We start from the raw sequence: 22,960 nt of genomic DNA, 5'->3' as shown, positions 1-22,960 counted from the left end.
TCAGTCGGTCGGCGTCGCCGACGCGGGCATCTTCAACGGGATGAGGTCGCGCGGCGGCATCGGAGCCGAACCACGGACGACGACGATGCTGCGGAAGAGGTCTTCGACCTTGGCCGCGGCATCCGGATCGGTCGCGCCTTCGCCTGCGATGACTCCCCGGAGGAACCAGCGGGGTCCGTCCACTCCGACGAAACGGGCGACTCGCGTGCTCGCAGCACCCTCTGCGCCCTGCACGACGGGAACCTCGGCGATGAGTTCAGGGCCGAACACGCCTTCTCGCTCCGTGGCCGTGCCGCCCTGCTTGGCGATCTGTTCCTGGATCTGCTCACGGGTCTCGTTCCAGAGGCCGGTGCTCCGCGGTGCGGCGAAGGGCTGGACCTGGAGTGTGGACCCGGCGTAGTCGAGTCCGACGGCGACGATACGCTTCGTGCTCTCCTCGACTTCGAGGCGGAGGTTGAGTCCTTCACGCGGGAGGATCTTGACGCCGCCGAGGTCGATGTATGGGCGAACCGAGTTCGCTTCGGCTTCGTCGAGCGGCCCCTCTGTGGCCCGGTCGTCCGGTGCCGACTTGGAGACATCCGTTCCGGGCTCTTCGACGTCGCTGGTCTCCAGAGCGGCATCCGTCGTCGGCTCGAGTTCGGCGGCCGTCTCGGGCACGTCTGCGTCGTTCTTCTTGTTCTTCTTGCTCATGACTGGAGTCCTGTCTCTCGCGTGCTGTACCCGGTGGAGCCGAAGCCCTGCTCGCCCCGAAGGCTGCCCGGGAGCGTGTCGACCGGCACGAATCGCGCCCGGCTGACCGGCATGACGATCATCTGGGCGATCCGGTCACCCGGAGCGATCGTGTACGGGGCCGACTGGTCGGTGTTGAGGAGTGTGACGCGGATCTCTCCGCGGTATCCGGCGTCGACGGTGCCAGGAGAATTAACAACGGTGATCCCGTGCTTCGACGCCAGGCCCGACCGCGGGACGACGAACGCCACGTAGCCGTCGGGGAGCGCAATGGATACGCCGGTGCCGACCATGGCCCGTTCCCCCGGTGCCAGGGTGATGGCATCCGTCGATCTGAGGTCGGCCCCTGCGTCGCCTGCGTGGGCGTATGCCGGGAGCTCGGGGGCGATAATGAGTACGTCAACGCTTTCGGTCACGTGTCGAGGGTAGTGCAGAAGTTTGGATGAGAAGAGACGATGACCCGATATCGCGAACGTTTGTGGCCGGCGCCCTGGCTCCTCATCGCCTCAGCCCTCGTCATCCCTGCCAGCATGCTCGTGCTCGCCCCGATATCGTTCCCCGCAGGCATCGCCACGGCGGTCGTCCTGTACGGCGGCTGCGTGGGGCTGTTCATCTTCGGCGCGCCGATCATCTCGGTCGACGACGGGATGCTCAGAGCCGGTCGCGCGTCGATCCCGCTCTCCCTGCTGGGTGAGCCGCAGGCCTTCACCGGCGAGGAAGCGCGGCTCGAACGTGGCCAGCGACTCGACGCCCGAGCGTGGCTCCTGATCCGTGGGTCGATCGACCCCGTGGTCACTGTGCCGGTCAATGATCCTGAGGATCCTGCGCCGTACTGGCTTCTGTCGACGCGCCATCCACGAGAACTGGCCGCCGCGATCGTGAGATCGCAACGGCCAGATGATGCCCAGGTGGGTCGTTAGGCTGCGCACTCCGCGCAGATCGGACCCAGCTTCGACTCGTGGTCGATCTGCGAGCGGTGCTTCACGAGGAAGCAGTTCACGCAGGTGAACTCGTCCGCCTGCGGCGGGAGCACGACGACGTCGAGGTCAAGGTCGGAGAGGTCGGCGCCAGGCAGGTCGAACCCACCCGGGTTGTCAGCGTCATCGACGTCGACGGATCCGGACAGCTTGTCTGGCACGCGCTCCTTGAGGGCCTCGATCGACTCTGAATCATCGTCGGTCTTGCGGGGGGCGTCGTAATCCGTTGCCATGTCCATCCACTTCTTATGTCGTCGTCCGATCGCTGTCGGCGGCGATAGTTTGCATCATCCAGACCTGAATAGCAAACCGGCACGTGTCCGGTTTCAGTCACTGCAATCAGAACCCGCGGCACGCCCACGGTATTCCCAGCGATTCGGCCAAGCCGTGGCACGATTTAGCTAACAAATCGCAGCCTGAGAGGCAGTTGATCATGCACGACTTGAAAGTCATTGGCGTCGAGGACGGCGCGCTCATAGCCGCCACCGACAGCGGAGAGCGATTCCGTCTGCTCATCGACGACGTGCTGCAGTCGCACGTGCGACGCAGCAGGCAGGAACCGTCGAGCGGCCCCAAGCTCAGCCCGCGCGAAGTTCAGGCGCACATCCGGTCGGGCCTGTCGGCCGAAGAGGTCGCAACCCTCACCGGTGCCGACCTCGAATACATCCAGCGCTTCGAGGGCCCCGTCCTGGCCGAACGCGAACACATCGTCGGCGCCGCGCTCAGCGTCCAGGTCCTCACAGCCGTCGAACCGACCACAGAGGAAGACGACTCGACGTTCGGTTCGGCGATCCGTGCCCGCCTCGACTCGCTCAGCGCATCAGACGAGCGCTGGACCAGCTGGAAGGAAGCCGGCGGCGGTTGGACGGTCAAGCTGTCCTTCACCGCGGCGAACATCGAGCACGACGCCCGCTGGAGCTTCGAACCGAAGAAGCAGGCACTTGCGCCCCTCAACGGCGAAGCCGTGACCCTCTCGAAGCAGGGGGAACTCCCGACGGTGCTCATCCCCCGTCTCCGTGCGGTCGAACGGGACGACGCTCACCCGGACGAGAGCCGGTTCGACAGCGGTGCATTCAACTTCCGCGACGCGGACGACAACGGTGACTTCGCTCCTCACATCGAGATCGCCCCGCGCCCGCAGTCCTCGTCCAAGGCGGCGGCCGCTGCGGCCATCAACCGCAACGAAGACGGTGGAGCACAGTCGAATCAGACCGCCGATCTCCTCGAAGCGCTGCGCAAGCGACGCGGCGAGCGTGAATCAGCGCACCGGCCAGACGACGACGCGGTTTCGCGCCTGACGCCGAGGCTCGTGGACGTTCCGCTCGACTTCGAGGCTCTCGGTGACGAACCGGCAGCACCGACGGAGTCTCCGTCAGCGTCTGCGGCACCAGGGCGCCCCAAGCGCGGCCGCGCGGCGATGCCGTCGTGGGACGAGATCGTCTTCGGCGCGAGGACTGACGAGGACTGACGCGTTCGCCGTTCCGGGCCGATTGGTCCCGAACGACTGTTCGTGCGTTCCGCGAATGACCCTTCCGGCGAAATCCGGCGGGCGGATGACCCTTCCGGCGCGTTCGATCAGCGCTCGAACGCGCCCAGCCGGACCAGCGGAACGATTCGTTCTTCGGCGGTGAGTGAACCGTGCTGGCCGATCATGTTCCTGGCTGACTGGTCGGCCGGGCGGGAGTCGTAGTAGACGACGCGTTTCCTCGCGGCGACGATGACGTCACCGATCCGCGGCAGAACCTCGTCGTCCACGTCACCGAACAACCCGGCACCGATGGCATCCGCTCGACTCGCGATCCACGCGCGTTCGCCTTCGCTCTGCTCCCACACGGCAGCCAGCGCCTGCCGGTCGCCGTCGGTGGCGCCCGGTTCGAGGTAGAGGTGGAGGCAGCGGGGCTCTCCGCCGACGTGCCGGACCCCGGCGATCAGCTCCTGGGCCCGGTCGAACAGGATGTGCGAGCCGTGCGGGACGTCCACAGATCCGTGATCGGCAGTGACGAGAACGCCGACACGGGGAGGGAGCCCCCGCAGAAACGACTGCAGCTCGGCGTCGACGGCTTCGAGCCCGCTGAGCCATTGCGGTGACTCCCAGCCGTACTGGTGCGAAGCCTTGTCGAGTTCGGGGATGTAGAGATAGGTGAGCGACGGTTCCCCCGTTGCGACGATACGCGCCGCTTCGGCGAACCGATCGCCCAGCGAGTTCGCTCCTCGGTACTCCGCACCCCGGAGTACCGCCCGGGTGAACCCGGATGTCCGGAACTTCGACGGGCCGACGGCGAAGCTGCGGATGCCCCCTGCCGTCGCGCTGTCGAAAACGGTCGTCTGCCGCTGCCACACCTCTGGCACCATGCCGTCGTCCCAGCCGGTCAGCTGGTTCACGAGCCTGTCGTTGGCGACGTCGAGCGTGCGATAACCGACGAGCCCATGCCTGCCAGGCATCGCACCGGTCGTGAGCGTTGTCAGCGCCGCTGCCGTCGTCGTCGGAAAGACTGACGTGAGCGGTTCGCGATGGTGCGGCGCGAGGAAACGGGCGTGGCCTGCTCGCGCGGCGAGCTGGGATCGGCCGAGCCCGTCGACGACCACGACGACGACGCTGCGAACCGCAGGAAGGTCGAGATCGTTCGGCTCGCCGGCCAGTGCGCGTGCCGAATTCGGCAGAACATCGGCAAGGCTCCGAGCGCCGGGTTTCTCGGTGGGTAGCATGGTGGCCATCCGGGCAATTCTGGCATAACCGCGACGCGGCCGCCGGTCGCCCGGCCCGAAGCCCCTGCCCCTTCCCTGAGAAACTCCGGATGCCCCGTACACAGACTCCTCCCCCGGCCGCCGACGACTTCACCGAACGCATCGAAGACGTCGATGTCTCCGTCGAGATGCAGGGTTCGTTCCTGGAGTACGCCTACTCGGTGATCTACTCCCGCGCCCTCCCCGACGCGCGAGACGGCCTGAAGCCGGTGCAGCGTCGCATCCTGTACATGATGACCGAGATGGGTCTGCGCCCCGACCGCGGGCACGTGAAGTCGGCACGCGTCGTCGGCGAAGTGATGGGAAAGCTTCACCCGCACGGCGACTCGGCCATCTACGACACCCTCGTTCGGCTGGCCCAGCCGTTCACGCTCCGCGTGCCGCTGATCGACGGTCACGGCAACTTCGGATCCCTCGACGACGGTCCGGCGGCCGCGCGCTACACGGAGGCCCGCCTGGACGCCGCCGCGCTGGCGATGACCGACGAACTCGACGAGGACGTCGTCGACTTCGTGCCCAACTACGACAACCAGCTCACCCAGCCAGACGTCCTTCCCGCCGCGTTCCCGAACCTGCTCGTCAACGGCGCGAGCGGGATCGCCGTCGGCATGGCCACGAACATGGCGCCGCACAACCTCATCGAGGTCATCGGTGCTGCCCGCCACCTGCTCTCGCATCCCAACGCCACTCTCGACGAGCTCATGGAGTACGTGCCGGGCCCCGACCTGCCTACGGGTGGCACGATCGTGGGCCTCGACGGCATCAAGGATGCCTATGCGACCGGCCGCGGGAGCTTCAAGACCCGGGCGAAGGTGAGTGTCGAGAGTCTCTCCGCACGCAAGAGCGGCCTGATCGTCACCGAACTCCCCTACCTCGTCGGGCCAGAACGCGTGATCGAGAAGATCAAGGACGGCGTCACCAACAAGAAGCTCAGCGGCATCTCGGATGTCACCGACCTCACCGACCGCAAGCACGGGCTCCGGCTCGTCATCGGTATCAAGACCGGTTTCAGCCCCCAGGCCGTTCTCGAGCAGCTCTACCGGTACACCCCGCTCGAAGACGGCTTCAGCATGAACAACGTCGCACTCGTAGGTGGTGGGCCGCAGACGCTCGGCCTTCGTGAGCTGCTCCAGGTCTATGTGGATCACCGGATCGAGGTCGTCACCCGGCGCTCCGCGTTCCGGCTTGCCAGGCGGAAGGAACGGCTTCACCTCGTCGAGGGAATGCTCATTGCCATCCTCGACATCGACGAGGTCATCCAGGTCATCCGCGCGAGCGATGACACGGACCAGGCGAGGACCCGCCTGATCGACGTCTTCGACCTCTCCGTGCTCCAGGCCGAGTACATCCTCGAACTCCGTCTTCGACGGCTCACCCGGTTCTCCCGCATCGAGCTCGAGGCCGAGCGCGACAAACTCAAACTCGAGATCGCCGAACTGGAGCGCCTCCTCGGCAGCCAGGCGCTGATCCGCAAGCAGGTCTCGGACGAGCTCGCGGACGTCGCCGAACGCTTCGGCACGCCACGGCGGACCCTGCTCACGGAGGCACGCCCGAGCATCGCCACAGCGGCGTCGAGGCGTCAGCCCGCACAGCTCGAGGTGGCGGACACCCCGTGTCGCGTCTTCCTCAGTACCACCGGCCGCGCGGTGCGCATCGACCGGGTCGATGGCGAGGAAGCCCCGGCCTCGGAGCGTGCCCGCAGGCGCAGCAAGCACGACGCCGTCAGGGCGTTCATCGACACGACGTCACGCACCGAGATCGGTGCGGTCACGTCGCTGGGCCGTCTCATCCGTTTCACCGCCGTCGACCTGCCTGTCGTCCCCGCGAATTCCCTTCAGCTTGCGGCCGGCGTGAAGATCGGCGACTACCTTGCTCTGCCCAACAAGGCGGAACGGGTGCTGGCGCTGGTCTCCCTCGACAGCAGCGAACCGATCGCGCTCGGCACCAGACTCGGCGTGGTGAAGAGGGTGACGCCGGGAGACTGGCCGAACAAGCCAGACTTCGAACTCATCGGCCTGAAGCCGTCGGATGAGGTCGTCGGGGCTGTCCAGACGGCTGATTCCGCCGAGCTGGTGTTCGTCAGCTCAGCGGCGCAGTTGTTGCACTTCCCGGCTAGCGCGGTCCGACCGCAAGGGCGGGCGGCCGGCGGGATGACCGGTATGAACCTGCCGGCAGACACGTACGCCATCTTCTTCGGAGCGGTCGACCCGTCCGCTGAGAATGTCGTCGCCACCCTGTCGGTGTCCTCTGGCACCATCCCGGGTACCGACCCCGGCCGGGTGAAGGTCTCGTTCTTCTCCGAGTTCCCCCCGAAGGGCAGGGCGACCGGAGGTGTGCGGGCCCACGCGTTCCTCAAGGGAGAAGACGGCCTGGCGCTCGCGTGGGTGGGGCCTGGCCCCGCGCACGCCGTCGGAACAGACGGATCCGCCCGCACACTTCCGGAGGCCGGCGCACGGCGCGATGGCTCCGGAACGGCCATCGACTCGGTGATCGGCTCCATCGGCAGCGAGATCGCCACCGCCTGACCTGCGACGTCGGCGGGATGCCACGTCGTGACGCTTCATCCGTCGCAAATGTCGGGTTTCGGTCGTCACAACCGCCATTTGCGACGGATGAACCGCCGTGACCATCGGAGGACGACGTTCATCGGTCACAAACGGCGCGAATCCGTGTGCCATACGCGCAATTTGCGCCATACGAACCGCGGACACCACCTGGGCGCGCTTCATCCGTCGCGACGGTCGGGTTTCAGTCGTTTTGAGCGCCTTTTGCGACGGATGAACGGCGGAGACCATCGGCGACCGTTCATGTGCCGCAGCCCGGACGTCACGCGTCGATGCGGTCCCGGTTCAGGCGGTCTGAGCTGTCGACGATGAACTCCTTGCGCGGAGCCACGTCATTGCCCATCAACAACTCGAACACGTGGGCAGCCTGCTCGGCATCGCCCACCTGCACGCGCCTGAGGGTGCGGTGCCTGCGGTCCATCGTCGTGGTCGCGAGCTGGTCGGCATCCATCTCACCGAGTCCCTTGTAACGCTGGATCGGTTCCTTGTACCGCCGCCCGGACTTCTTCAGCTTCGCGAGCAGGGAGTGGAGTTCCTGCTCCGAATAGGTGTAGATCGTCTCGTTCGGCTTCGACCCGGAGTTCATGACGATGACCCGGTGCAGCGGGGGCACGGCCGCGAACACTCGACCCTCTGTGATCATCGGGCGCATGTACCGGAAGAACAGGGTGAGCAGAAGGGTACGGATGTGCGCACCGTCGACGTCGGCGTCACTCATGATGATCACCTTGCCGTAGCGGGCTGCAGAGAGGTCGAAACTCCGCCCCGACCCTGCACCGATGACCTGGATGATCGCGGCGCATTCGGCGTTGGAGAGCATGTCCGAGACGGATGCCTTCTGCACGTTGAGGATCTTGCCCCGGATCGGAAGGAGGGCCTGGAATTCGCTGTCCCTGGCGTTCTTCGCTGTGCCCAGTGCAGAGTCACCCTCGACGATCATCAGCTCGCTGTTGGCGACGTCGTTGCTGCGGCAGTCGACGAGCTTGGCGGGGAGCGATGAGCTCTCCAGCGCGTTCTTGCGACGCTGTGTCTCCTTGTGCGCCCGCGCGGAGATGCGGGACTTCATCTCGGAGACGATCTTGTCGAGCACGAGCGCGGTCTGCGCCTTGTCATCGCGCTTGGTCGACGCGAAGCGCTCTTTCAGAGCGGTGGCCACGACGTTCGCCACGATGGCACGGGCGGCGGGAGTTCCGAGGACCTCCTTGGTCTGGCCCTCGAACTGCGGTTCGGGCAGCCGAACGGTGAGCACGGCGGTGAGACCGGCGAGCACGTCGTCCTTGTCGAGCTTGTCCGAGCCCACCTTGAGCCGGCGGGCGTTCTGCTCCACCTGCTGGCGGAGGAACTTGAGCAGACCCTGCTCGAAGCCGAGCTGGTGGGAGCCGCCCTTCGGGGTGGCGATGATGTTCACGAAGCTCTTGGCGACGGTGTCGTACCCGGTCCCCCAGCGAAGGGCGATGTCGACCTCGCAGGTGCGCTCGAGTTCGGTGGGAAGCATGGCGCCCGTTTCGCTGAGCACGGGCACGGTCTCGGTGAAGGTGCCGCTCCCCGAAAGCCTCCAGATGTCGGTGACCGCCGTGTCTGTCGCAAGATGCTCGACGAACTCCGAGATCCCGCCCTCGTACTGGAACAGGTGGGTGTCGCCGTCGCCGGCCTCTCCCTGTCGTTTGTCCTCGATGGTGAGGCCGAGGCCGGGGATGAGGAACGCGGTCTGCCTGGCGCGACCGATGAGGTCGTCCATCTGGAAGGTCGCGCCCTTGGTGAAGATCTGTCTGTCGGCCCAGTAGCGGACCCTGGAGCCGGTGACACCCTTCTTGACCTTGCCGACGACGCGCAGTTCGCTGCCGAACTCGAACGGTGTGAACGGAGCGTCAGGGCTCGGGTCCCCTGAGTCCGTGAAGATACCGGGCTCACCGCGGTGAAACGACATCGCCCAGGTCTTGCCGTCACGGTCGACCTCGACGTCGAGTCGTTCACTCAACGCGTTGACGACGGATGCCCCGACACCGTGCAGACCACCGGATGCCGCGTAGGAGCCGGAACCGAACTTTCCACCCGCGTGGAGCTTGGTGAAGACGACCTCGACACCGCTCAATCCGGTCTTCGGCTCGATGTCGACGGGGATGCCGCGCGCGCGGTCGCGCACTTCGACGCTTCCATCTTCGTGGAGGACCACGTTGATGTGGTCGCCGTGGCCGCCGAGGGCCTCGTCGACCGAGTTGTCGATGATCTCCCAGAGGCAGTGCATGAGTCCGCGGGAGTCGGTGGATCCGATGTACATTCCCGGACGTTTGCGGACTGCTTCCAGACCCTCGAGGACGGAGAGATGGCGGGCGGAATAGTCGGAACTCACAATGTTCAAGCCTACCGACCATGCCGGCATCACCCGGAAGTGACACGATTTCACCGCTCAGCCGTACGCGCACAGCGAAATAGCAGACCCGATAGGAAGATATCCAGCCACGCGTGGTTTCATTAGTGGACAACACATGCTCGCACGCCAAGGTCAGGAGGAGCTCATGTCATCAGGAGAACGCGGTACCGGTCGAGTCGAAACCGGCAGCGTCGACACGCTTGAGCCACAGCTGACCGCCGCAGACCGCTGCGACAGCTGTGGAGCACAGGCTTACATCCGGGTGGTCGTGAACAGTGGAGAACTGCTGTTCTGCGCACACCACGGAAAGAAGTACCAGGAGAAGCTGTCAGCGATCGCGCACAGCTGGCACGACGAGTCCTCGAGGCTCCTCAACGACCAGCGCGTCTGATCCCTGCTTTCGAACGCTCAACCGCCGCCCGAATCCGGGCGGCGGTTTTCGTTTGTCTGGAGACCTTTGCAAATGAGAATGCGGAGGCCAGACTGGTCGCGTGAATTCCGGGAACAATCCGTGGGTGCTGCATGTCGATCTCGACCAGTTCATCGCGGCCGTCGAAGTGTTGCGGCATCCAGAACTTGCCGGCAAACCGCTGATCGTCGGCGGCCGCGGCGACCCCACCGAGCGTGCCGTCGTCTCGACCGCGTCGTATGAGGCCCGTGCATTCGGTGTGGGCTCGGGGATGCCGTTGCGGGTCGCCGCTCGCAAGGTGCCGGATGCCGTCATTCTCCCAGTGGATGCCGAGACCTACCTCGCGGCATCGCACGAGGTCATGACGACGCTCAGGGACCAGCCGGGAGCCATCGTCCAGGTCCTCGGCTGGGACGAAGCCTTCGTCGGGATCGACACGGAGGGGCCCGAGTCGTATGCCCGTGACCTGCAGCGAGCGGTGCTCGAGCGGACCCGCCTGCACTGCAGCGTGGGAATCGGCGACACGCTGGTGCGCGCGAAGGTCGCAACCGGGTTCGGCAAACCGCGCGGTGTCTTCAGGCTGACCGCCGAGAACTGGCTCGAGGTGATGGGCGACCGCCCGACGATCGACCTGTGGGGCGTCGGGTCGAAGGTCTCCCGTCGCCTCACCGCGCACGGCATCACCACTGTCTCCGAGCTCGCCGCAGCGGATCCAGAGATTCTGGCATCGGAGTTCGGTCCGAAGATGGGGCCGTGGTACGGCCAGCTCGCCAGGGGCGAAGGAGAGCGGGAGGTCGACGACACGCCCTGGGTGGCTCGTGGTCACAGCCGGGAGACGACGTACCAGCGGGACCTCACGACATCCGCTGAGGTGGATGCGGCGGTCGGTGAACTGGTCGATCGCGTGCTGCAGGACGTCCAGGCTGAGGCGCGCCCGGTTATCGGCATCACCCTCAAGGTGCGCTACGCGCCGTTCATCACCAAAGTCTTCACGAAGAAGATCCCGGAGACCGCCGATCGTGACGTCGTGCTGGCGCGCGCCATGGACCTCGTCGACCGGATGGAAAAGGACCGTCCGATCCGGCTCCTCGGTTTCCGCGCCGAAATGACAATGCCCGAAGACGCGCGGGACGGCCACACGCCGACGCGGAGCGGCTGGTGACGGGTCAGGCGGTCGGCACCTTGGCGAGAAGGATGGAACGGGCCAGATCGACGACCTCGTCAAGGTCTGCGTGCTCCGGCCCTGGTCGGTAGTCGACCCCGGCACGCTGGGCGGCGAGTCGGATCAGGTGGTCAGCCATCGCCGGGTTGAGAACGAGGAACGGCCCGTGGCAGTGCGTGCCGAGGCTGTTCTTCACCACGGCGCCGTCCGTGCCGTCACCGTTGCCGTGACCGTTGCGCACGCGGCCAAGCGACTTCTGGTCCGGGCGGCCCGTGTATACCGAGGTGTGGTTCTCCGTGCCGATGAGCAGACCGAAGTCGCTCTCGATGGCGAACGCCTCTGTGATGGTCCTGCGTGCGCTGTTGTCGACGGAACCGCCGAATACACCTGCGCCTGGGATGACTTCGGTCGGGCTGAGCCTGATCGAGGCGGAAAGCAGGTGGAAACCCGCTCCGACCGCGACGATGACCACTCCGGCCTCCGACCACTCACGCAGCGTCGGGGCGATCCGCTCGACGTCCGATGCGATCGACCGGACCGCACTTGACGTTCCTGTGCCGATCAGGACGATGTCCACGGACGAGGGAAGCTCGTCGCCGACCGAGTAGCTGAGCTCGTCGACCTCGAGGCCGGCCAGTCGCATCCGCCGGACGAGCGCCGTGCGGTTGCCGACGTCGCCGTTGAGTGACAGGTCGGCCGGGTACAGTTCGAGAACGCTGATACTCACGCGGCACCCGCTTCCAGATCCTTGTAGCCGAGGTACCGGCGGGTGGCCATCATCTGGTCGTAGTCCAGGAAGAATGTGTGGCGACCGCTTGCAGGAGGCGGACCGTCCAGCATCCGCTGCACCGCCCTGGTGATGTCAGGTTCGATGACGCCGAAGTCCTTGCCCTCGTATGCCAGTCGAAGCGCAACGAACGCACCCTTCGGACCCGAGATGACGTCGACGTGGTCGAGCCGGCTGAGGTCTGCGGCGTAGAGCCACGACGGGTCCTTGCTCGACTCGTCGTAGGCGAAGAGCACCGAGTCCGGTGTTCCCTGCAGGTAGTCGAGGTTGAGCTGCAGGCTGGCGAGGTTCTTCAGCATGAGGATTTCGATCTCGACACCGTTCACCGTCAGGATTTCACCACGGCCGTAGACCGTCTTGGTGTTCTGAACGGCGGCAACGGCCTTCGCGACGTCGAACTTCTCGCCGAGATTGCGAGCCGCAAGCGTGAACGCCGCAGCGATGTCGACGGCGTAGTGGATGCCGCGCGACGGCATCCGGACGTCGTGGACGGCCTCACCGAAGCGGATCTTCGCGTCATAGCCGTCGGCGTGGACGACCTCCGCGACGGCGTGCCGTGATTCGGCGGCTGTCGCGCCAGAGAAGTCGCGCGCCGAGACCTGGCCGTGGGGCGCTGAGGCCTGGACGTCGGGCGTGACACCGAAGTACTCGACCGCGAGGCGGCCTTCGGCTTCGAGTTCGCTGCCGAGGGTGCTGAGGAAGTTGTCGTCGCGGTTCAGGACGATGGACGTCCCGATCTCGGCGGCGATCCCGCGGAACATCGCCGCGACCTTGTCCGGTTCGCCGAACCGATAGATCTGGTCGACGAGGAGGTTGAGGATCACTGCGGTCTGCGGCTTCAGCTTCTTCGCGATCACGGCGCCATAGCCCTCATCGATTTCGAGGATGGCGATATCCGCCTTGATCCTGCCGGTCAGCGACGTCTCGGCCAGCAGGGCGGATGCGATGCCCTGCGGCATGTTCGCCCCTGACGGGTTCGTGAAGACCTTGAGACCGTGCTCCCGCATGATCGCCGAAAGCAGGTTGGTCGTCGTCGACTTGCCGTTCGAGCCGAGCACGAAGACGACGCCGTACGGGAGCTGCGATGCGACATCCCTCATCACGTTCGGGGCGAGCTTCTGCACCACGACACCGGGCATCGCGCTTCCTCCCCCGCGCAGGCGCGTGACGAAACGTGTCAGGCGCCCGGCGAGGATGGGAAGTACGTAGTGCAGGCCGGTCGGTTTACTCAAGGTAGTCCCTGAGCGACTGCGACCGGGACGGGTGGCGCAGCTTGGCCATCGTCTTGGACTCGATCTGGCGGATTCGCTCACGCGTCACGCCGAACGTGTCGCCGATCTGGTCGAGTGTCTTCGGCATTCCGTCGCCGAGCCCGAAGCGCATGCGGATCACGCCCGCCTCACGCTCGCTCAGCGAATCGAGGAGGCTCTCCAACTGCTTCTGCAGCATGGTGAAGCCCACCGCGTCGGCCGGCACGACAGCTTCGGTGTCCTCGATGAGGTCACCGAACTCGCTGTCACCGTCTTCACCCAGCGGGGTGTGAAGCGAAATCGGCTCGCGCCCGTACTTCTGGACCTCGATGACCTTCTCAGGCGTCATGTCGAGTTCGCGGCTGAGCTCCTCAGGCGTGGGCTCGCGGCCCAGATCCTGCAGCATCTGACGCTGGACACGGGCGAGCTTGTTGATGACTTCGACCATGTGCACCGGGATACGGATGGTGCGGGCCTGGTCGGCCATGGCGCGCGTGATCGCCTGGCGGATCCACCAGGTGGCGTAGGTCGAGAACTTGAAGCCCTTGGTGTAGTCGAACTTCTCCACGGCGCGGATCAGACCGAGGTTGCCCTCCTGGATGAGGTCCAGGAACTGCATGCCGCGGCCGGTGTAGCGCTTCGCGAGGGAGACGACGAGGCGGAGGTTGGCGCCGAGCAGGTGGCTCTTCGCCCTGGCACCGTCCTTGGCGACCCACTGCAGTTCACGGCCGAGCTGCGTGCGCTTCTCGGTATCGTCCATCTGCGAGAGCTTGTCCTCGGCGAAGAGGCCCGCTTCGATCCGCATGGCGAGCTCGACCTCTTCTGCTGCGTTGAGGAGGGCGACCTTGCCGATCTGCTTGAGGTAGTCCTTGACCGGGTCGGCGGTTGCGCCGGTGATGGCCGAGGAGTAGACGGGGACCTCGTCCTCGTCGTCGACGACCGACAGGACGAGAGCTCCCTGAGGGAGAGCCTCGGCTTCTGCCGCCTTCTTCTTACGAGCCTCTTCGGCTTCGTCGCTCTCGGCGTCGGCCGGGTCGACGTGCACTTCTTCGTCGTGCTCGTCTGCCTTTTTCTTCGCCGGACCGCGCTTCGCTGCGGCAGCCTTGGCCGGGGCCTTCGCGACAGGGGCGTCGGCCTTCGCGGCGTCTTCCGCCTTCTTGACTGCGGCCTTCGTCGGCGCTTTCGTTGCGGTTTTTGCTGGCGCCTTCTTCACGGGTGCCTTCGTCTTCGCGGGGGTCTCCTCCGCGGTGGTCGTGTCTGCTGCGGCCTTCGTTGCCGTCTTCTTTTCTTCCGTTGCCGAAGTTTGTGCGGCCTTGGTGGCCATAGGAGCACCTTTCAGTCCCGGAGCGCCGTTGTCACGGACGAGCACTTCTGGGCCCAGATTGTTTTCGGACATTACTAAGACCCATGTCAAGCCCTATGCGCTGTCCACGCGTCGGCAGACGCGGGAAGCACGGACTTGAACGGGTCCTTAGACAACATTATGTCACGCTTTGCTGTGAGGATGAGCCAACCCGCGCCGCTCGACGGGTCGCGGCCTGCTACGGGTGACGGCGACGGAAGGCTTCCATAGCTGCAACCCACAAAGGCCCCACCTGTATTCCCTCATCCTCCACGATCCTCCGCCTGGTTCGCCGCCTCGCGATCATCAGCATGACCACTCCGAATCCGATGACGAGGTACTGGACGAGGAAGGCGAGACGGAACGAATCGAGGCTGTACAGCACCGCTGCCGGCGCTCCTGGCCCTGCAAGCGAGTCGAGCACGAGACCGATGAGGAACATCATCACGAAACTCGCGGTGAAGCCGCCGACGTTGACGACGCCGTTGGCCGAACCGAGGACCCGGACCGGGTTGAAGGTGCGGGCGAAGTCGAAGCCGATGAGCGAGCCGGGTCCCCCTGCGCCGAGGACGACGAGGAGGAGGATCAGGACCCAGAGCGGAGGAGTGTCAGGCCAGAGCAGGAGGGTGGTCCACGCAGCGCCGATGGCGAGGACGATCCCGAGCACGAGGTTGCTTCTTCGATAGGGATAGCGCGCTGAGAGGAGACCGAGCACCGGCCCGATCACGACTCCTGATGCGACGATCACGAGCAGCATGGACGCGGCCACCTGCTCCGAGAGACCCAGTCCGTAGACCATGAACGGGTACCCCCACAGAAGGGCGAATACCGTTCCAGACGACTGCGTCACCCAGTGGGCCCAGAAACCGAGTTGCGTCCCCGGTCGCTTGAAGCTCAAGGCGAGCTGGCTGAGCGCCTCCCGGAGACTCGACACCCGGTGAGCTTCCGTCGAGTCCGCCGGGCGGTCCCTGATCACCGCGAGGCTGAGCACCAGGGCGAGAGCGACGAGGGAGGCCGCCGCGAGGAAAGCCTGCGTCCAACCGGCAGTGTGCAGGAGCAGGGCGAACGGGATGGCCGAGAGAATCTGACCCACCTGCCCCAGGTTTCCCATCCACTGCGACAGCTGGGGAACGATCCGGCCGGAGAACCAGGAACTGACGAGGCGCATCACTGAGACGAAGATGGCGGCGTCGCCGGCGCCGACCAGGATGCGGCCGACCACGGCGACCGAGATGGACGGAGCGAAGGCGACGACGACCTGGCCGACGACGAGGAAGCTCAGACCTGCGGCGATGAGCACCCGAGGGCCGAGCCGGTCGATGAGGACGCCGATCGGTACCTGCAGCACGGCGTAGACGACGAGCTGGACCACAGCGAGCGTAGAGAAGGCCGAAGCGGAGGCGTCGAAACGCTCGACGGCCGAAACACCGGCGACTCCCAGCGTGGACCGCTGCATCACCGCTGCGATGTAGGCGAAGACCCCGATCCAGAAGACGAGCCAGGATTTCGCGGAATTCACCCTGTCAGCCTAGGGCAGCCGATCAGTCGGGCAGCCCGCCTGGCGACCGCCGTTCATCCGGTCCCTTGCGTCCGGCGAGGAACTTCTCGAGCTCTGCGGCGATCTCGTCGGCGGACGGCAGGGTGCCGTCTGAGTCCATGAGAGGGGATTTCAACGCGCTGCCCTCCATGTACGTGTCGTACCGTTCCTCGAGCGTGCCGACCAGCCGCTTGAGTTCGTCGTTCCCGCCGACCTGTTCGTCGATGCGCGAGACGAACTCGCGACCCTCTTCACGGAGCTCGTCAGTGGGCAGGATCAGACCGGTCGCCGCGCTGATGCTGTCGATCGCGGCCAGAGCGGCTGTGGGGTATTCGGTGTCGGCCAGGTAGTGCGGGATGAGAAGGGCGAACCCGGCGACACCTGAACCACGTTCGGCGAGGCGGTACTCGAGCAGGTGGAGGACGTTCGACGGCACCTGGGTGTGCGGGCGCCAGACGCTCATCGATTCGATCAGCTCTTCGCGTGTTCCGCTCACCGTGACCCCGATGGGCCGCGTGTGAGGGACAGGCATAGGGATGGCGTGCACCCATGTCGTCCTGGCAACCCGGAATCGGTCGATCAGCTCGATCACGTCGCGGACGAATCGTTCCCAGAGGAAATCGGGCTCGTACCCGGTGAGCAGAAGGAACGGGTGGTGCAGGTCGTCGTACGCCAGCGACACCACGAGCTGAGGGGGCGTGTACTCGGTGAGGTGGTCCTGGTCGAAGTAGATGATCGGCCGACGAGCACGGTAGTCGAGCAGCAGATCGTTGTCGAAGACCGCGACAGGCTCACTCTCGACCGAGCCGCGCGAGTACTCGTTGAACTGCCCCGCCGCCCCGCCAGCGTCAGAGAAACCGGTGAGCGAAACGACGAGGTCGAGCCCGTCCGGTACGTCGGATGCCGCAGCCGTCAGCTCGTAAAGTTCGGCGGGAATACTCATGCGTCCACTCTAATCGGCGTCGCGAAACGGGGAGGGGCGCTGGGAACGCGCTCAGCGAACACGGCGGGGGTTCCATCCGACCCAGCGTCTAGCATGAGGGGCATGTCTGTCCCCGAACTTTCCGTGTCCTCCTCTGCGCCTGCCGACTCGACCGCCGACGTCCTCGTCGTCGGCTCACTGAGCTCAGGCTCATCGGCAACCCTTCACGCCGCGCCCGGTTTCTCGTCGCTCGGCGACGTCTTCGACGCCATCGGTGTCTCGGGTTCGGCCGACCAACTGGTGCGGATCCCCGCGTCTGTGGGGGCGGCAGGGAGTATCGCGATCATCGGTCTCGGTTCGGATGCCGGACTTGACAGCCTGCGGAATGCTGCAGGCTCCGCCGTCCGCCAGCTCGCCGGCGCAGGAACCGTCGCTTTCGCCTTCCCGACGGCTTCCGCAGCAGAGGTCGAGGCCATTCTCGAGGGAGCAGCCCTGGGAGGCTACAGCTTCACCTCCTACCGCAACACCTCGCTCGACTCCGTAAAGGAGGGGGTGGCTTCTGTCACCGTCCACCTCGATGGTCAGTTCGACGCCCCGACATTCGACGGCGCCGTCGAGCGCGCCGGGATCCTCGCCGAGGCGATCGCCCAGGTCAAGGATCTCGTCAACACTCCCCCGGGCGACCTGTACCCGGAAACGCTGGCCCAGGCGGCCGCAGACGCCGTCGCAGACCTTCCCGTCGAGGTGACGATGTGGGACGAGAATGCTCTCGCCGCTGATGGATTCGGCGGCATCCTCGGTGTCGGCCAGGGGTCGAGCCGCGGCCCCCGCCTCGTCAAACTGTCCTACACCCCTGCCGGAGCGGCGAAACACCTCGCCCTCGTCGGAAAGGGCATCACCTTCGACACCGGTGGCCTCTCGCTGAAACCACCGGCCTCGATGGTCGGCATGAAATACGACATGGCTGGCGCGGCCTCCGCACTGGGCGTCATCGTCGCCGCCGCCCGGCTGAACCTGCCGGTGAGGCTCACCGCCTGGCTGTGCATCGCCGAGAATATGCCGTCGGGAACGGCAATCCGCCCGAACGACGTCCTTCGGATGAAGGGTGGCCGCACGGTAGAGGTTACGAACACGGATGCTGAAGGTCGCCTCGTCATGGCCGACGGCCTCGTCGCCGCCAGCGAGGAGCATCCGGACGCCATCATCGACATCGCTACCCTGACGGGCGCGGCCGTCGTGGCACTCGGCAAGCGGTACACCGGGGTGATGGGCGATGATGAGCTTGTTGCGGATGTCCTCGCGGCGGCGAAGACGCAGGGTGAGCCGATGTGGGCGATGCCGTTCCCCGCGGAGACACGCGCGCTGCTGCGTTCGGACGTCGCGGACCTCGCCAACGCCAAGGTCGGGAACACGGCAGGCGGGATGCTCGTGGCCGGCGTCTTCCTCCGTGAGTTCATCGGGAAGCAGAGCGATGCGGATGACGCGAAGGCGATCCCCTGGGCGCATCTCGACATTGCCGGCCCCGCCAACAACCCCGATGCGCCGTACGGTTTCACCGCAGGCGGTCCGAGCGCAGTCGGCGTTCGCACGCTCGTCAAGGTGGCCGAACAGATTGGTCGCCCGTAGTAAGGTCGTATGGGCTAGTCAGCCCCCAACCGTCGCCAGCTCGAACCCGTGTCGGCGGCTTTAGCACGAACCCAGATGCACGAGGGAGAAGCTCAGTGTCGGAGCAGAATTTTGACATCGTTGTTCTCGGTGGTGGAAGTGGCGGATACGCGGCAGCATTGCGCGCGTCCGAGCTTGGATTCACCGTCGGACTTGTAGAGAAGGACAAGCTCGGAGGCACCTGCCTGCACCGCGGTTGTATTCCGACCAAAGCACTCCTGCACTCGGCCGAGGTGGCTGACGTCTCGCGCGAGTCGTCGAAGTACGGCGTGAACACCACGTTCGAAGGCATCGACATCGCCGGCGTCACCGCCTACCGCGAGGGAATCGTCGCGAAGAAGTACAAGGGGCTCCAGGGCCTGATCAAGGCTCGCGGCATCACCGTCATCGAGGGTGAAGGCCGACTGACCTCCCCCACGACCGTCCAGGTCGGAGACCAGACCGTCACCGGCAAGAACGTCATCCTCGCCACCGGATCGTACAGCCGCTCGCTTCCCGGACTCGAGATCGGCGGCCGCGTCATCACGAGCGAGCAGGCCCTCCAGCTCGACTTCATTCCCCAGAAGGTCGCCGTGCTCGGCGGCGGCGTGATCGGCGTCGAGTTCGCCAGCGTCTGGAAGTCCTTCGGCTCGGATGTCACCATCATCGAGGCCCTCCCCCACCTCGTCCCGAACGAGGACGAGGCGATGTCGAAGGGACTCGAGCGCGCGTTCCGCAAGCGCGGCATCAACTACTCACTCGGCGTCCGGTTCCAGGGCGTCACGCAGGACGAGAACGGCGTGGTCATCACGCTCGAGGATGGCAAGACCATCGAAGCCGAGCTCCTGCTCGTCGCCGTCGGCCGCGGCCCGTCGACCGCCAACCTCGGTTACGAGGAAGTCGGCGTCACCATCGATCGCGGGTTCGTCATCACCAACGATCGTCTCGAGACGAACATCCCGGGGCTCTACGCCGTCGGAGACATCGTTCCCGGCCTGCAGCTCGCTCACCGTGGATTCCAGCAGGGCATCTTCGCTGTCGAGGAGATCGCCGGTCTCAACCCGGTCCTCATCCCAGACGTGAACATCCCGAAGATCACCTACTGCGACCCCGAGGTCGCATCCGTCGGCCTCACCGAGGCGAAGGCCGCTGAGCAGTACGGCGCAGACAAGATCACCGCGTACGAGTTCAACCTCGCCGGCAACGGAAAGAGCGAGATCATCGGGACGACAGGGAACGTCAAGGTCATCCGGGTCAATGACGGCCCCGTCATCGGCGTCCACATGATCGGCGCCCGCGTCGGCGAGCTCATCACCGAAGGCCAGCTCGCTGTGAACTGGGAGGCCTACCCCGAAGACCTCGCTCCCCTGATCCACGCGCACCCGACTCAGAGCGAAGCGCTGGGCGAGGCATTCCTCCACCTGGCGGGCAAGCCGCTCCACGCGCTGTAGGTCACGCCCGTCCGGGTGCGATCAAACTAAGCTACATACGTAAGAACTGGTTTCAAAGGAGACAAGGTCATGGCAGAATCCGTAAGCCTTCCGGCGCTCGGTGAGAGTGTCACCGAGGGTACGGTCACCCGCTGGCTGAAGAACGTTGGAGATCGGGTCGAGGTCGACGAGCCGTTGCTCGAGGTTTCGACCGACAAGGTCGACACCGAGATCCCTTCCCCCATCGCCGGTGTGATCGAAGAGATCCTCGTGCAGGAAGACGAGACGGTGGAGGTCGGCACGGCGCTCGTGAAGATCGGTGACGGTTCGTCATCCGGCGAGAGCGCCCCCGCCGATGAGGCACCGGCCGAGGAGGCACCTGCCGAAGACGAGCAGCCCGCTGCCGAAGCACAGGAAGAGGCGGCACCTGCCGTCGAACCGTCGACCGAGGTACCTGAGGAAGCCGAAGCGCCCGCCGAAGGCGAGTCCGCTCCAGCTGAGGCGCCAGCGCCTCCGGCTCCTGCTGCACCCGCACCAGCGCCTGCCGCTCCGCCAGCACCGGCAGCGCCTGCCGCTCCGCCAGCACCGGCAGCGCCTGCCGCTCCGGCGCCTGCTCCCGCTGCGCCTGCTCCGGCTGCCCCTGCTGCGCCTCCTGCCCCGTCAGGGGACGCCATCGGAAGTGGCTACGTCACTCCTCTGGTCCGTCGTCTCGCCAATCAGCAGGGCGTCGACCTCTCCACGATCACCGGCACCGGTGTCGGCGGACGTATCCGCAAGGAAGACATCCTCCAGGCCGGTCAGGCGACATCCGCAAGCGGAGCGCCGGCGAAGGCAGCTCCGCTCGAGGTGTCCCCGCTCCGAGGAACCACGCAGCCGATGTCCCGTCTCCGCAAGGTTGTCGCGGAGCGCGCCGTCATCTCGATGCAGACCTCGGCACAGCTCACCAGCGTCGTCGAAGTGGATGTCACCAACATCGCCACGCTGCGCGACAGGGTGAAGTCCGACTTCCAGTCGAAGACCGGCTCGAAGCTGTCGTTCCTCCCGTTCTTCGCGCTTGCCGCCGCTGAGGCCCTCAAGGCCTTCCCGGTGATCAACGCGACGATCGATGGCGACTCGATCGTCTACCCGGACCACGAGAACATGAGCATCGCGGTCGACACGGAGCGCGGCCTGCTCACCCCTGTGGTCCGCAATGCCAGCGACCTCAACCTCGCCGAACTTGCCGGGCAGATCGCAGATCTCGCCGAACGAACCCGCGACAACAAGCTCAAGCCCGACGAGCTCGCCGGCGGCACATTCACGCTGACCAACACTGGTTCGCGCGGCGCCTTGTTCGACACCCCCGTCGTGTTCCTTCCCCAGGTCGCCATTCTCGGCACCGGCATCGTCACCAAGCGCGCAGCCGTCGTCAAGGCCGCAGGCCAGGAAGCGATCGCGATCCGTTCCATGGTCTACCTGGCACTCTCCTACGACCACCGGATCGTCGACGGGGCGGATGCCTCACGGTTCCTCGTCGCGGTGAAGAACCGCCTCGAAGAGGGCAACTTCGAGGCAGACCTCGGAATCTAGTCCGGTTCGAACAGATCACGCAGACGCCAGCCGGTGTCCGTCCTCACCACGAGGACGAGTACCGGCTGGCGTTCGCCGTTTGCAGGAATGGCTCGTGTGAGTACGGCGTCGCCGTAAGCCTGGACGAGTTCGACCCGTTCGCGCGATCGGGGTTCGGCGAGCAGTACCCCGCCCGCCCGCCGGCTCCCGAACGCGTGCCGATCGGCGTCGTCGATGGCTGATCCGGCTTCGGCGAACATCCCGACGCAGGACGGCTCTGCGCGAACGGCGCAGCGACCCCGCAACTCGAGCAATGCGGCGGCAGCCGCTGCAGCATCCTCGCCGGCGACAGCGGTGGCTTCCTCTGTCGAGAAACCGAGACCGGCGATCACGCCACCCGGTGACGGCTTCCCGGCAGGCGCCGAGACGGCCGGGCTCTGCGCCGTACTCCGGCTCTGTGTCGGAACCTTCTGCCGTCCTTCGGCGGCACCGGGGATCGCCGTCAGCCCTGCGCTGACGACCAGCGCACCGACCAGAACTGCCAGACCGATCGGAAGGCCCCTGCGGCGGACGACCCGCCCCAGCCGGCCGCGGAAGGCAGCACCCGACAGCGAGACGGCGAGTCGCTTCGCCCGGGTCAGCGCCGACAGTGCGACCCGCAGCGGCGGAACCGCCGACTGGCGGACCTCCCGTATGTCCCGTTCCACCGGCTGGGTACGCCGGTCGGCCACCAGGACGACGGGCAACGAGGGGGCAACGGCGAAGATCCTGCACTCGAGCTGGCTCGCTCGCGAGCGATCTGCCTCCGCGTCGTCGATGGAGGTGTCCAGCCATTCGGCGACCCCGCTGAATTCCGTCCTCGCCGGTTCATCCACCACTTCACCGATGGCCCGGATCAGAGTGGACAATGCCCGGTAGTCGGCGAGGATGCCGGGCGTCGACGACGAGCTGCCGTCCGCTTCGTTCGTCGTGATGGCGTCTTTCCTGAGCCCGTCGAAGCCGCCGATCACCGGCCGTCCGTCCGTCGCGAAGAAGACCGACGCGGCGTTCAAACCGCCGTGGACGAGTCCGGCGGCGTGGATCTCGGCAAGCCCTGCCGTGATCGGCGCCAGGATGGTCACGGCTTCGCCGGCCGCGAGGCGAGAACGTGCGGCCAGAAGAGTGGCGAGTGACCAGTCCGTCTGTTCACACGCGAGGAGCAGCCGACCATCCGAGACCGTTGCGATGTCGATGAGAGACAGGACGTGCGGCGAACGAACACGGGTATGCGACTCAACGCGACGCATGGCGGCTTCGTCCTCACGGCAGATCGTGAGGACGACGGCGAGGTCGCGGGGCTCCGCGTGGGCGAGCCAGACGGAATCGCTCGTGTCACTGCCCAGGCGGCGGACGAGCCGGTACCCACCGAGTACGACACCGGGTGCGAGACGCGTCCCGCCCGGTTCCGCCGGTCTCTTCGGTTCTGCCATCCGACCATGATCGCCGGGGACTGGTGGCATCCGTCAGGGTTTGATCCGGTGGTGGAGGCACCCGCTCGGGTGAC

The 22,960-nt window shown here is 66.0% G+C and carries 19 protein-coding genes; 8 read left to right on the top strand and 11 right to left on the bottom strand.

Features of this window, described 5'->3' with window-relative positions; genetic code table 11:
• Together AC1M2K_RS13810 and dut are read right to left on the bottom strand one after the other, a co-directional pair.
• Positions 1–690: a DUF3710 domain-containing protein gene (locus AC1M2K_RS13810; RefSeq protein WP_480236580.1), complete on the bottom strand. Its 690-nt coding sequence runs from the start codon at positions 688–690 to the stop codon at positions 1–3.
• Entirely contained in the window at positions 687–1,145 is a 459-nt protein-coding gene (gene dut, locus AC1M2K_RS13805) for a dUTP diphosphatase (protein ID WP_480241405.1), read from the bottom strand. The genes AC1M2K_RS13810 and dut overlap by 4 nt, the downstream gene beginning before the upstream one ends.
• A 39-nt stretch (positions 1,146–1,184) precedes the next feature.
• On the opposite strand from dut, the gene AC1M2K_RS13800 reads away from it, so the two are divergent.
• Positions 1,185–1,649 carry a DUF3093 domain-containing protein gene (locus AC1M2K_RS13800; RefSeq protein WP_480241404.1) on the top strand — a complete coding sequence of 155 codons (465 nt, stop codon included), beginning with the start codon at positions 1,185–1,187 and terminating at the stop codon, positions 1,647–1,649.
• Here the strand turns inward: AC1M2K_RS13800 and AC1M2K_RS13795 are convergent.
• Positions 1,646–1,939 (bottom strand): DUF4193 domain-containing protein, encoded by a 294-nt coding sequence (locus tag AC1M2K_RS13795; protein ID WP_480236583.1) that lies wholly within the window; start codon positions 1,937–1,939, stop codon positions 1,646–1,648. The two genes, AC1M2K_RS13800 and AC1M2K_RS13795, sit on opposite strands and share 4 nt — an antisense overlap.
• Before the next feature lie 200 nt (positions 1,940–2,139).
• On the opposite strand from AC1M2K_RS13795, the gene sepH reads away from it, so the two are divergent.
• A complete protein-coding gene (gene sepH, locus AC1M2K_RS13790) occupies positions 2,140–3,174 on the top strand; it encodes a septation protein SepH (protein WP_480241403.1) in 1,035 nt (344 codons plus the stop codon).
• A gap of 107 nt (positions 3,175–3,281) precedes the next feature.
• On the opposite strand, the gene AC1M2K_RS13785 is transcribed toward sepH, so the two are convergent.
• Positions 3,282–4,421, bottom strand: coding sequence for an alkaline phosphatase family protein (locus AC1M2K_RS13785; RefSeq protein ID WP_480241402.1), 1,140 nt, complete (start codon positions 4,419–4,421; stop codon positions 3,282–3,284).
• Positions 4,422–4,501: 80 nt separating this feature from the next.
• On the opposite strand from AC1M2K_RS13785, the gene AC1M2K_RS13780 reads away from it, so the two are divergent.
• Positions 4,502–6,976 carry a DNA gyrase/topoisomerase IV subunit A gene (locus AC1M2K_RS13780; RefSeq protein WP_480241401.1) on the top strand — a complete coding sequence of 825 codons (2,475 nt, stop codon included), beginning with the start codon at positions 4,502–4,504 and terminating at the stop codon, positions 6,974–6,976.
• A gap of 301 nt (positions 6,977–7,277) precedes the next feature.
• Here AC1M2K_RS13780 and AC1M2K_RS13775 read toward each other — a convergent pair whose 3' ends face one another.
• Positions 7,278–9,368, bottom strand: coding sequence for a DNA gyrase/topoisomerase IV subunit B (locus tag AC1M2K_RS13775; RefSeq protein WP_480241742.1), 2,091 nt, complete (start codon positions 9,366–9,368; stop codon positions 7,278–7,280).
• A 163-nt stretch (positions 9,369–9,531) separates the two neighbouring features.
• On the opposite strand from AC1M2K_RS13775, the gene AC1M2K_RS13770 reads away from it, so the two are divergent.
• Both AC1M2K_RS13770 and AC1M2K_RS13765 read left to right on the top strand, forming a co-directional pair.
• Positions 9,532–9,777, top strand: coding sequence for a DUF7455 domain-containing protein (locus AC1M2K_RS13770; protein ID WP_480236587.1), 246 nt, complete (start codon positions 9,532–9,534; stop codon positions 9,775–9,777).
• 100 nt (positions 9,778–9,877) lie between these two features.
• The gene (locus AC1M2K_RS13765; RefSeq protein WP_480241400.1) at positions 9,878–10,957 is read left to right on the top strand and encodes a DNA polymerase IV; all 1,080 of its coding nucleotides are present in this window, start codon (positions 9,878–9,880) and stop codon (positions 10,955–10,957) included.
• A gap of 4 nt (positions 10,958–10,961) precedes the next feature.
• Here the strand turns inward: AC1M2K_RS13765 and AC1M2K_RS13760 are convergent, their stop codons facing one another.
• The 5 genes from AC1M2K_RS13760 to AC1M2K_RS13740 all read right to left on the bottom strand — a co-directional run bounded on the left by AC1M2K_RS13760 (position 10,962) and on the right by AC1M2K_RS13740 (position 16,816).
• On the bottom strand, positions 10,962–11,684 hold the full coding sequence (locus AC1M2K_RS13760; protein ID WP_480241399.1) for a type 1 glutamine amidotransferase: 723 nt from the start codon (positions 11,682–11,684) through the stop codon (positions 10,962–10,964).
• Positions 11,681–12,976, bottom strand: coding sequence for a Mur ligase family protein (locus AC1M2K_RS13755; RefSeq protein ID WP_480241398.1), 1,296 nt, complete (start codon positions 12,974–12,976; stop codon positions 11,681–11,683). The genes AC1M2K_RS13760 and AC1M2K_RS13755 overlap by 4 nt, the downstream gene beginning before the upstream one ends.
• Positions 12,969–14,318 (bottom strand): RNA polymerase sigma factor, encoded by a 1,350-nt coding sequence (locus tag AC1M2K_RS13750; protein WP_480236591.1) that lies wholly within the window; start codon positions 14,316–14,318, stop codon positions 12,969–12,971. The genes AC1M2K_RS13755 and AC1M2K_RS13750 overlap by 8 nt, the downstream gene beginning before the upstream one ends.
• A gap of 217 nt (positions 14,319–14,535) precedes the next feature.
• Positions 14,536–15,855, bottom strand: coding sequence for an MFS transporter (locus AC1M2K_RS13745; protein WP_480241397.1), 1,320 nt, complete (start codon positions 15,853–15,855; stop codon positions 14,536–14,538).
• Positions 15,856–15,877: 22 nt separating this feature from the next.
• Positions 15,878–16,816 carry a proteasome assembly chaperone family protein gene (locus AC1M2K_RS13740; protein ID WP_480236593.1) on the bottom strand — a complete coding sequence of 313 codons (939 nt, stop codon included), beginning with the start codon at positions 16,814–16,816 and terminating at the stop codon, positions 15,878–15,880.
• A gap of 102 nt (positions 16,817–16,918) precedes the next feature.
• On the opposite strand from AC1M2K_RS13740, the gene AC1M2K_RS13735 reads away from it, so the two are divergent.
• The 3 genes from AC1M2K_RS13735 (at position 16,919) to sucB (ending at position 21,438) form a co-directional block, all read left to right on the top strand.
• Positions 16,919–18,421, top strand: coding sequence for a leucyl aminopeptidase (locus tag AC1M2K_RS13735; protein ID WP_480241396.1), 1,503 nt, complete (start codon positions 16,919–16,921; stop codon positions 18,419–18,421).
• Positions 18,422–18,516: 95 nt separating this feature from the next.
• On the top strand, positions 18,517–19,890 hold the full coding sequence (lpdA, locus tag AC1M2K_RS13730; protein ID WP_480236595.1) for a dihydrolipoyl dehydrogenase: 1,374 nt from the start codon (positions 18,517–18,519) through the stop codon (positions 19,888–19,890).
• A 69-nt stretch (positions 19,891–19,959) separates the two neighbouring features.
• Positions 19,960–21,438 carry a 2-oxoglutarate dehydrogenase, E2 component, dihydrolipoamide succinyltransferase gene (sucB, locus tag AC1M2K_RS13725; RefSeq protein WP_480241395.1) on the top strand — a complete coding sequence of 493 codons (1,479 nt, stop codon included), beginning with the start codon at positions 19,960–19,962 and terminating at the stop codon, positions 21,436–21,438.
• On the opposite strand, the gene AC1M2K_RS13720 is transcribed toward sucB, so the two are convergent.
• Positions 21,435–22,886, bottom strand: coding sequence for a serine/threonine-protein kinase (locus AC1M2K_RS13720; protein WP_480241394.1), 1,452 nt, complete (start codon positions 22,884–22,886; stop codon positions 21,435–21,437). The genes sucB and AC1M2K_RS13720 overlap by 4 nt on opposite strands.
• Positions 22,887–22,960 lie beyond the last annotated feature (74 nt).

It is taken from the genome of Mycetocola sp. Y171, from assembly GCF_056713165.1.
This window is presented reverse-complemented; position numbering and strand designations above follow the sequence as displayed.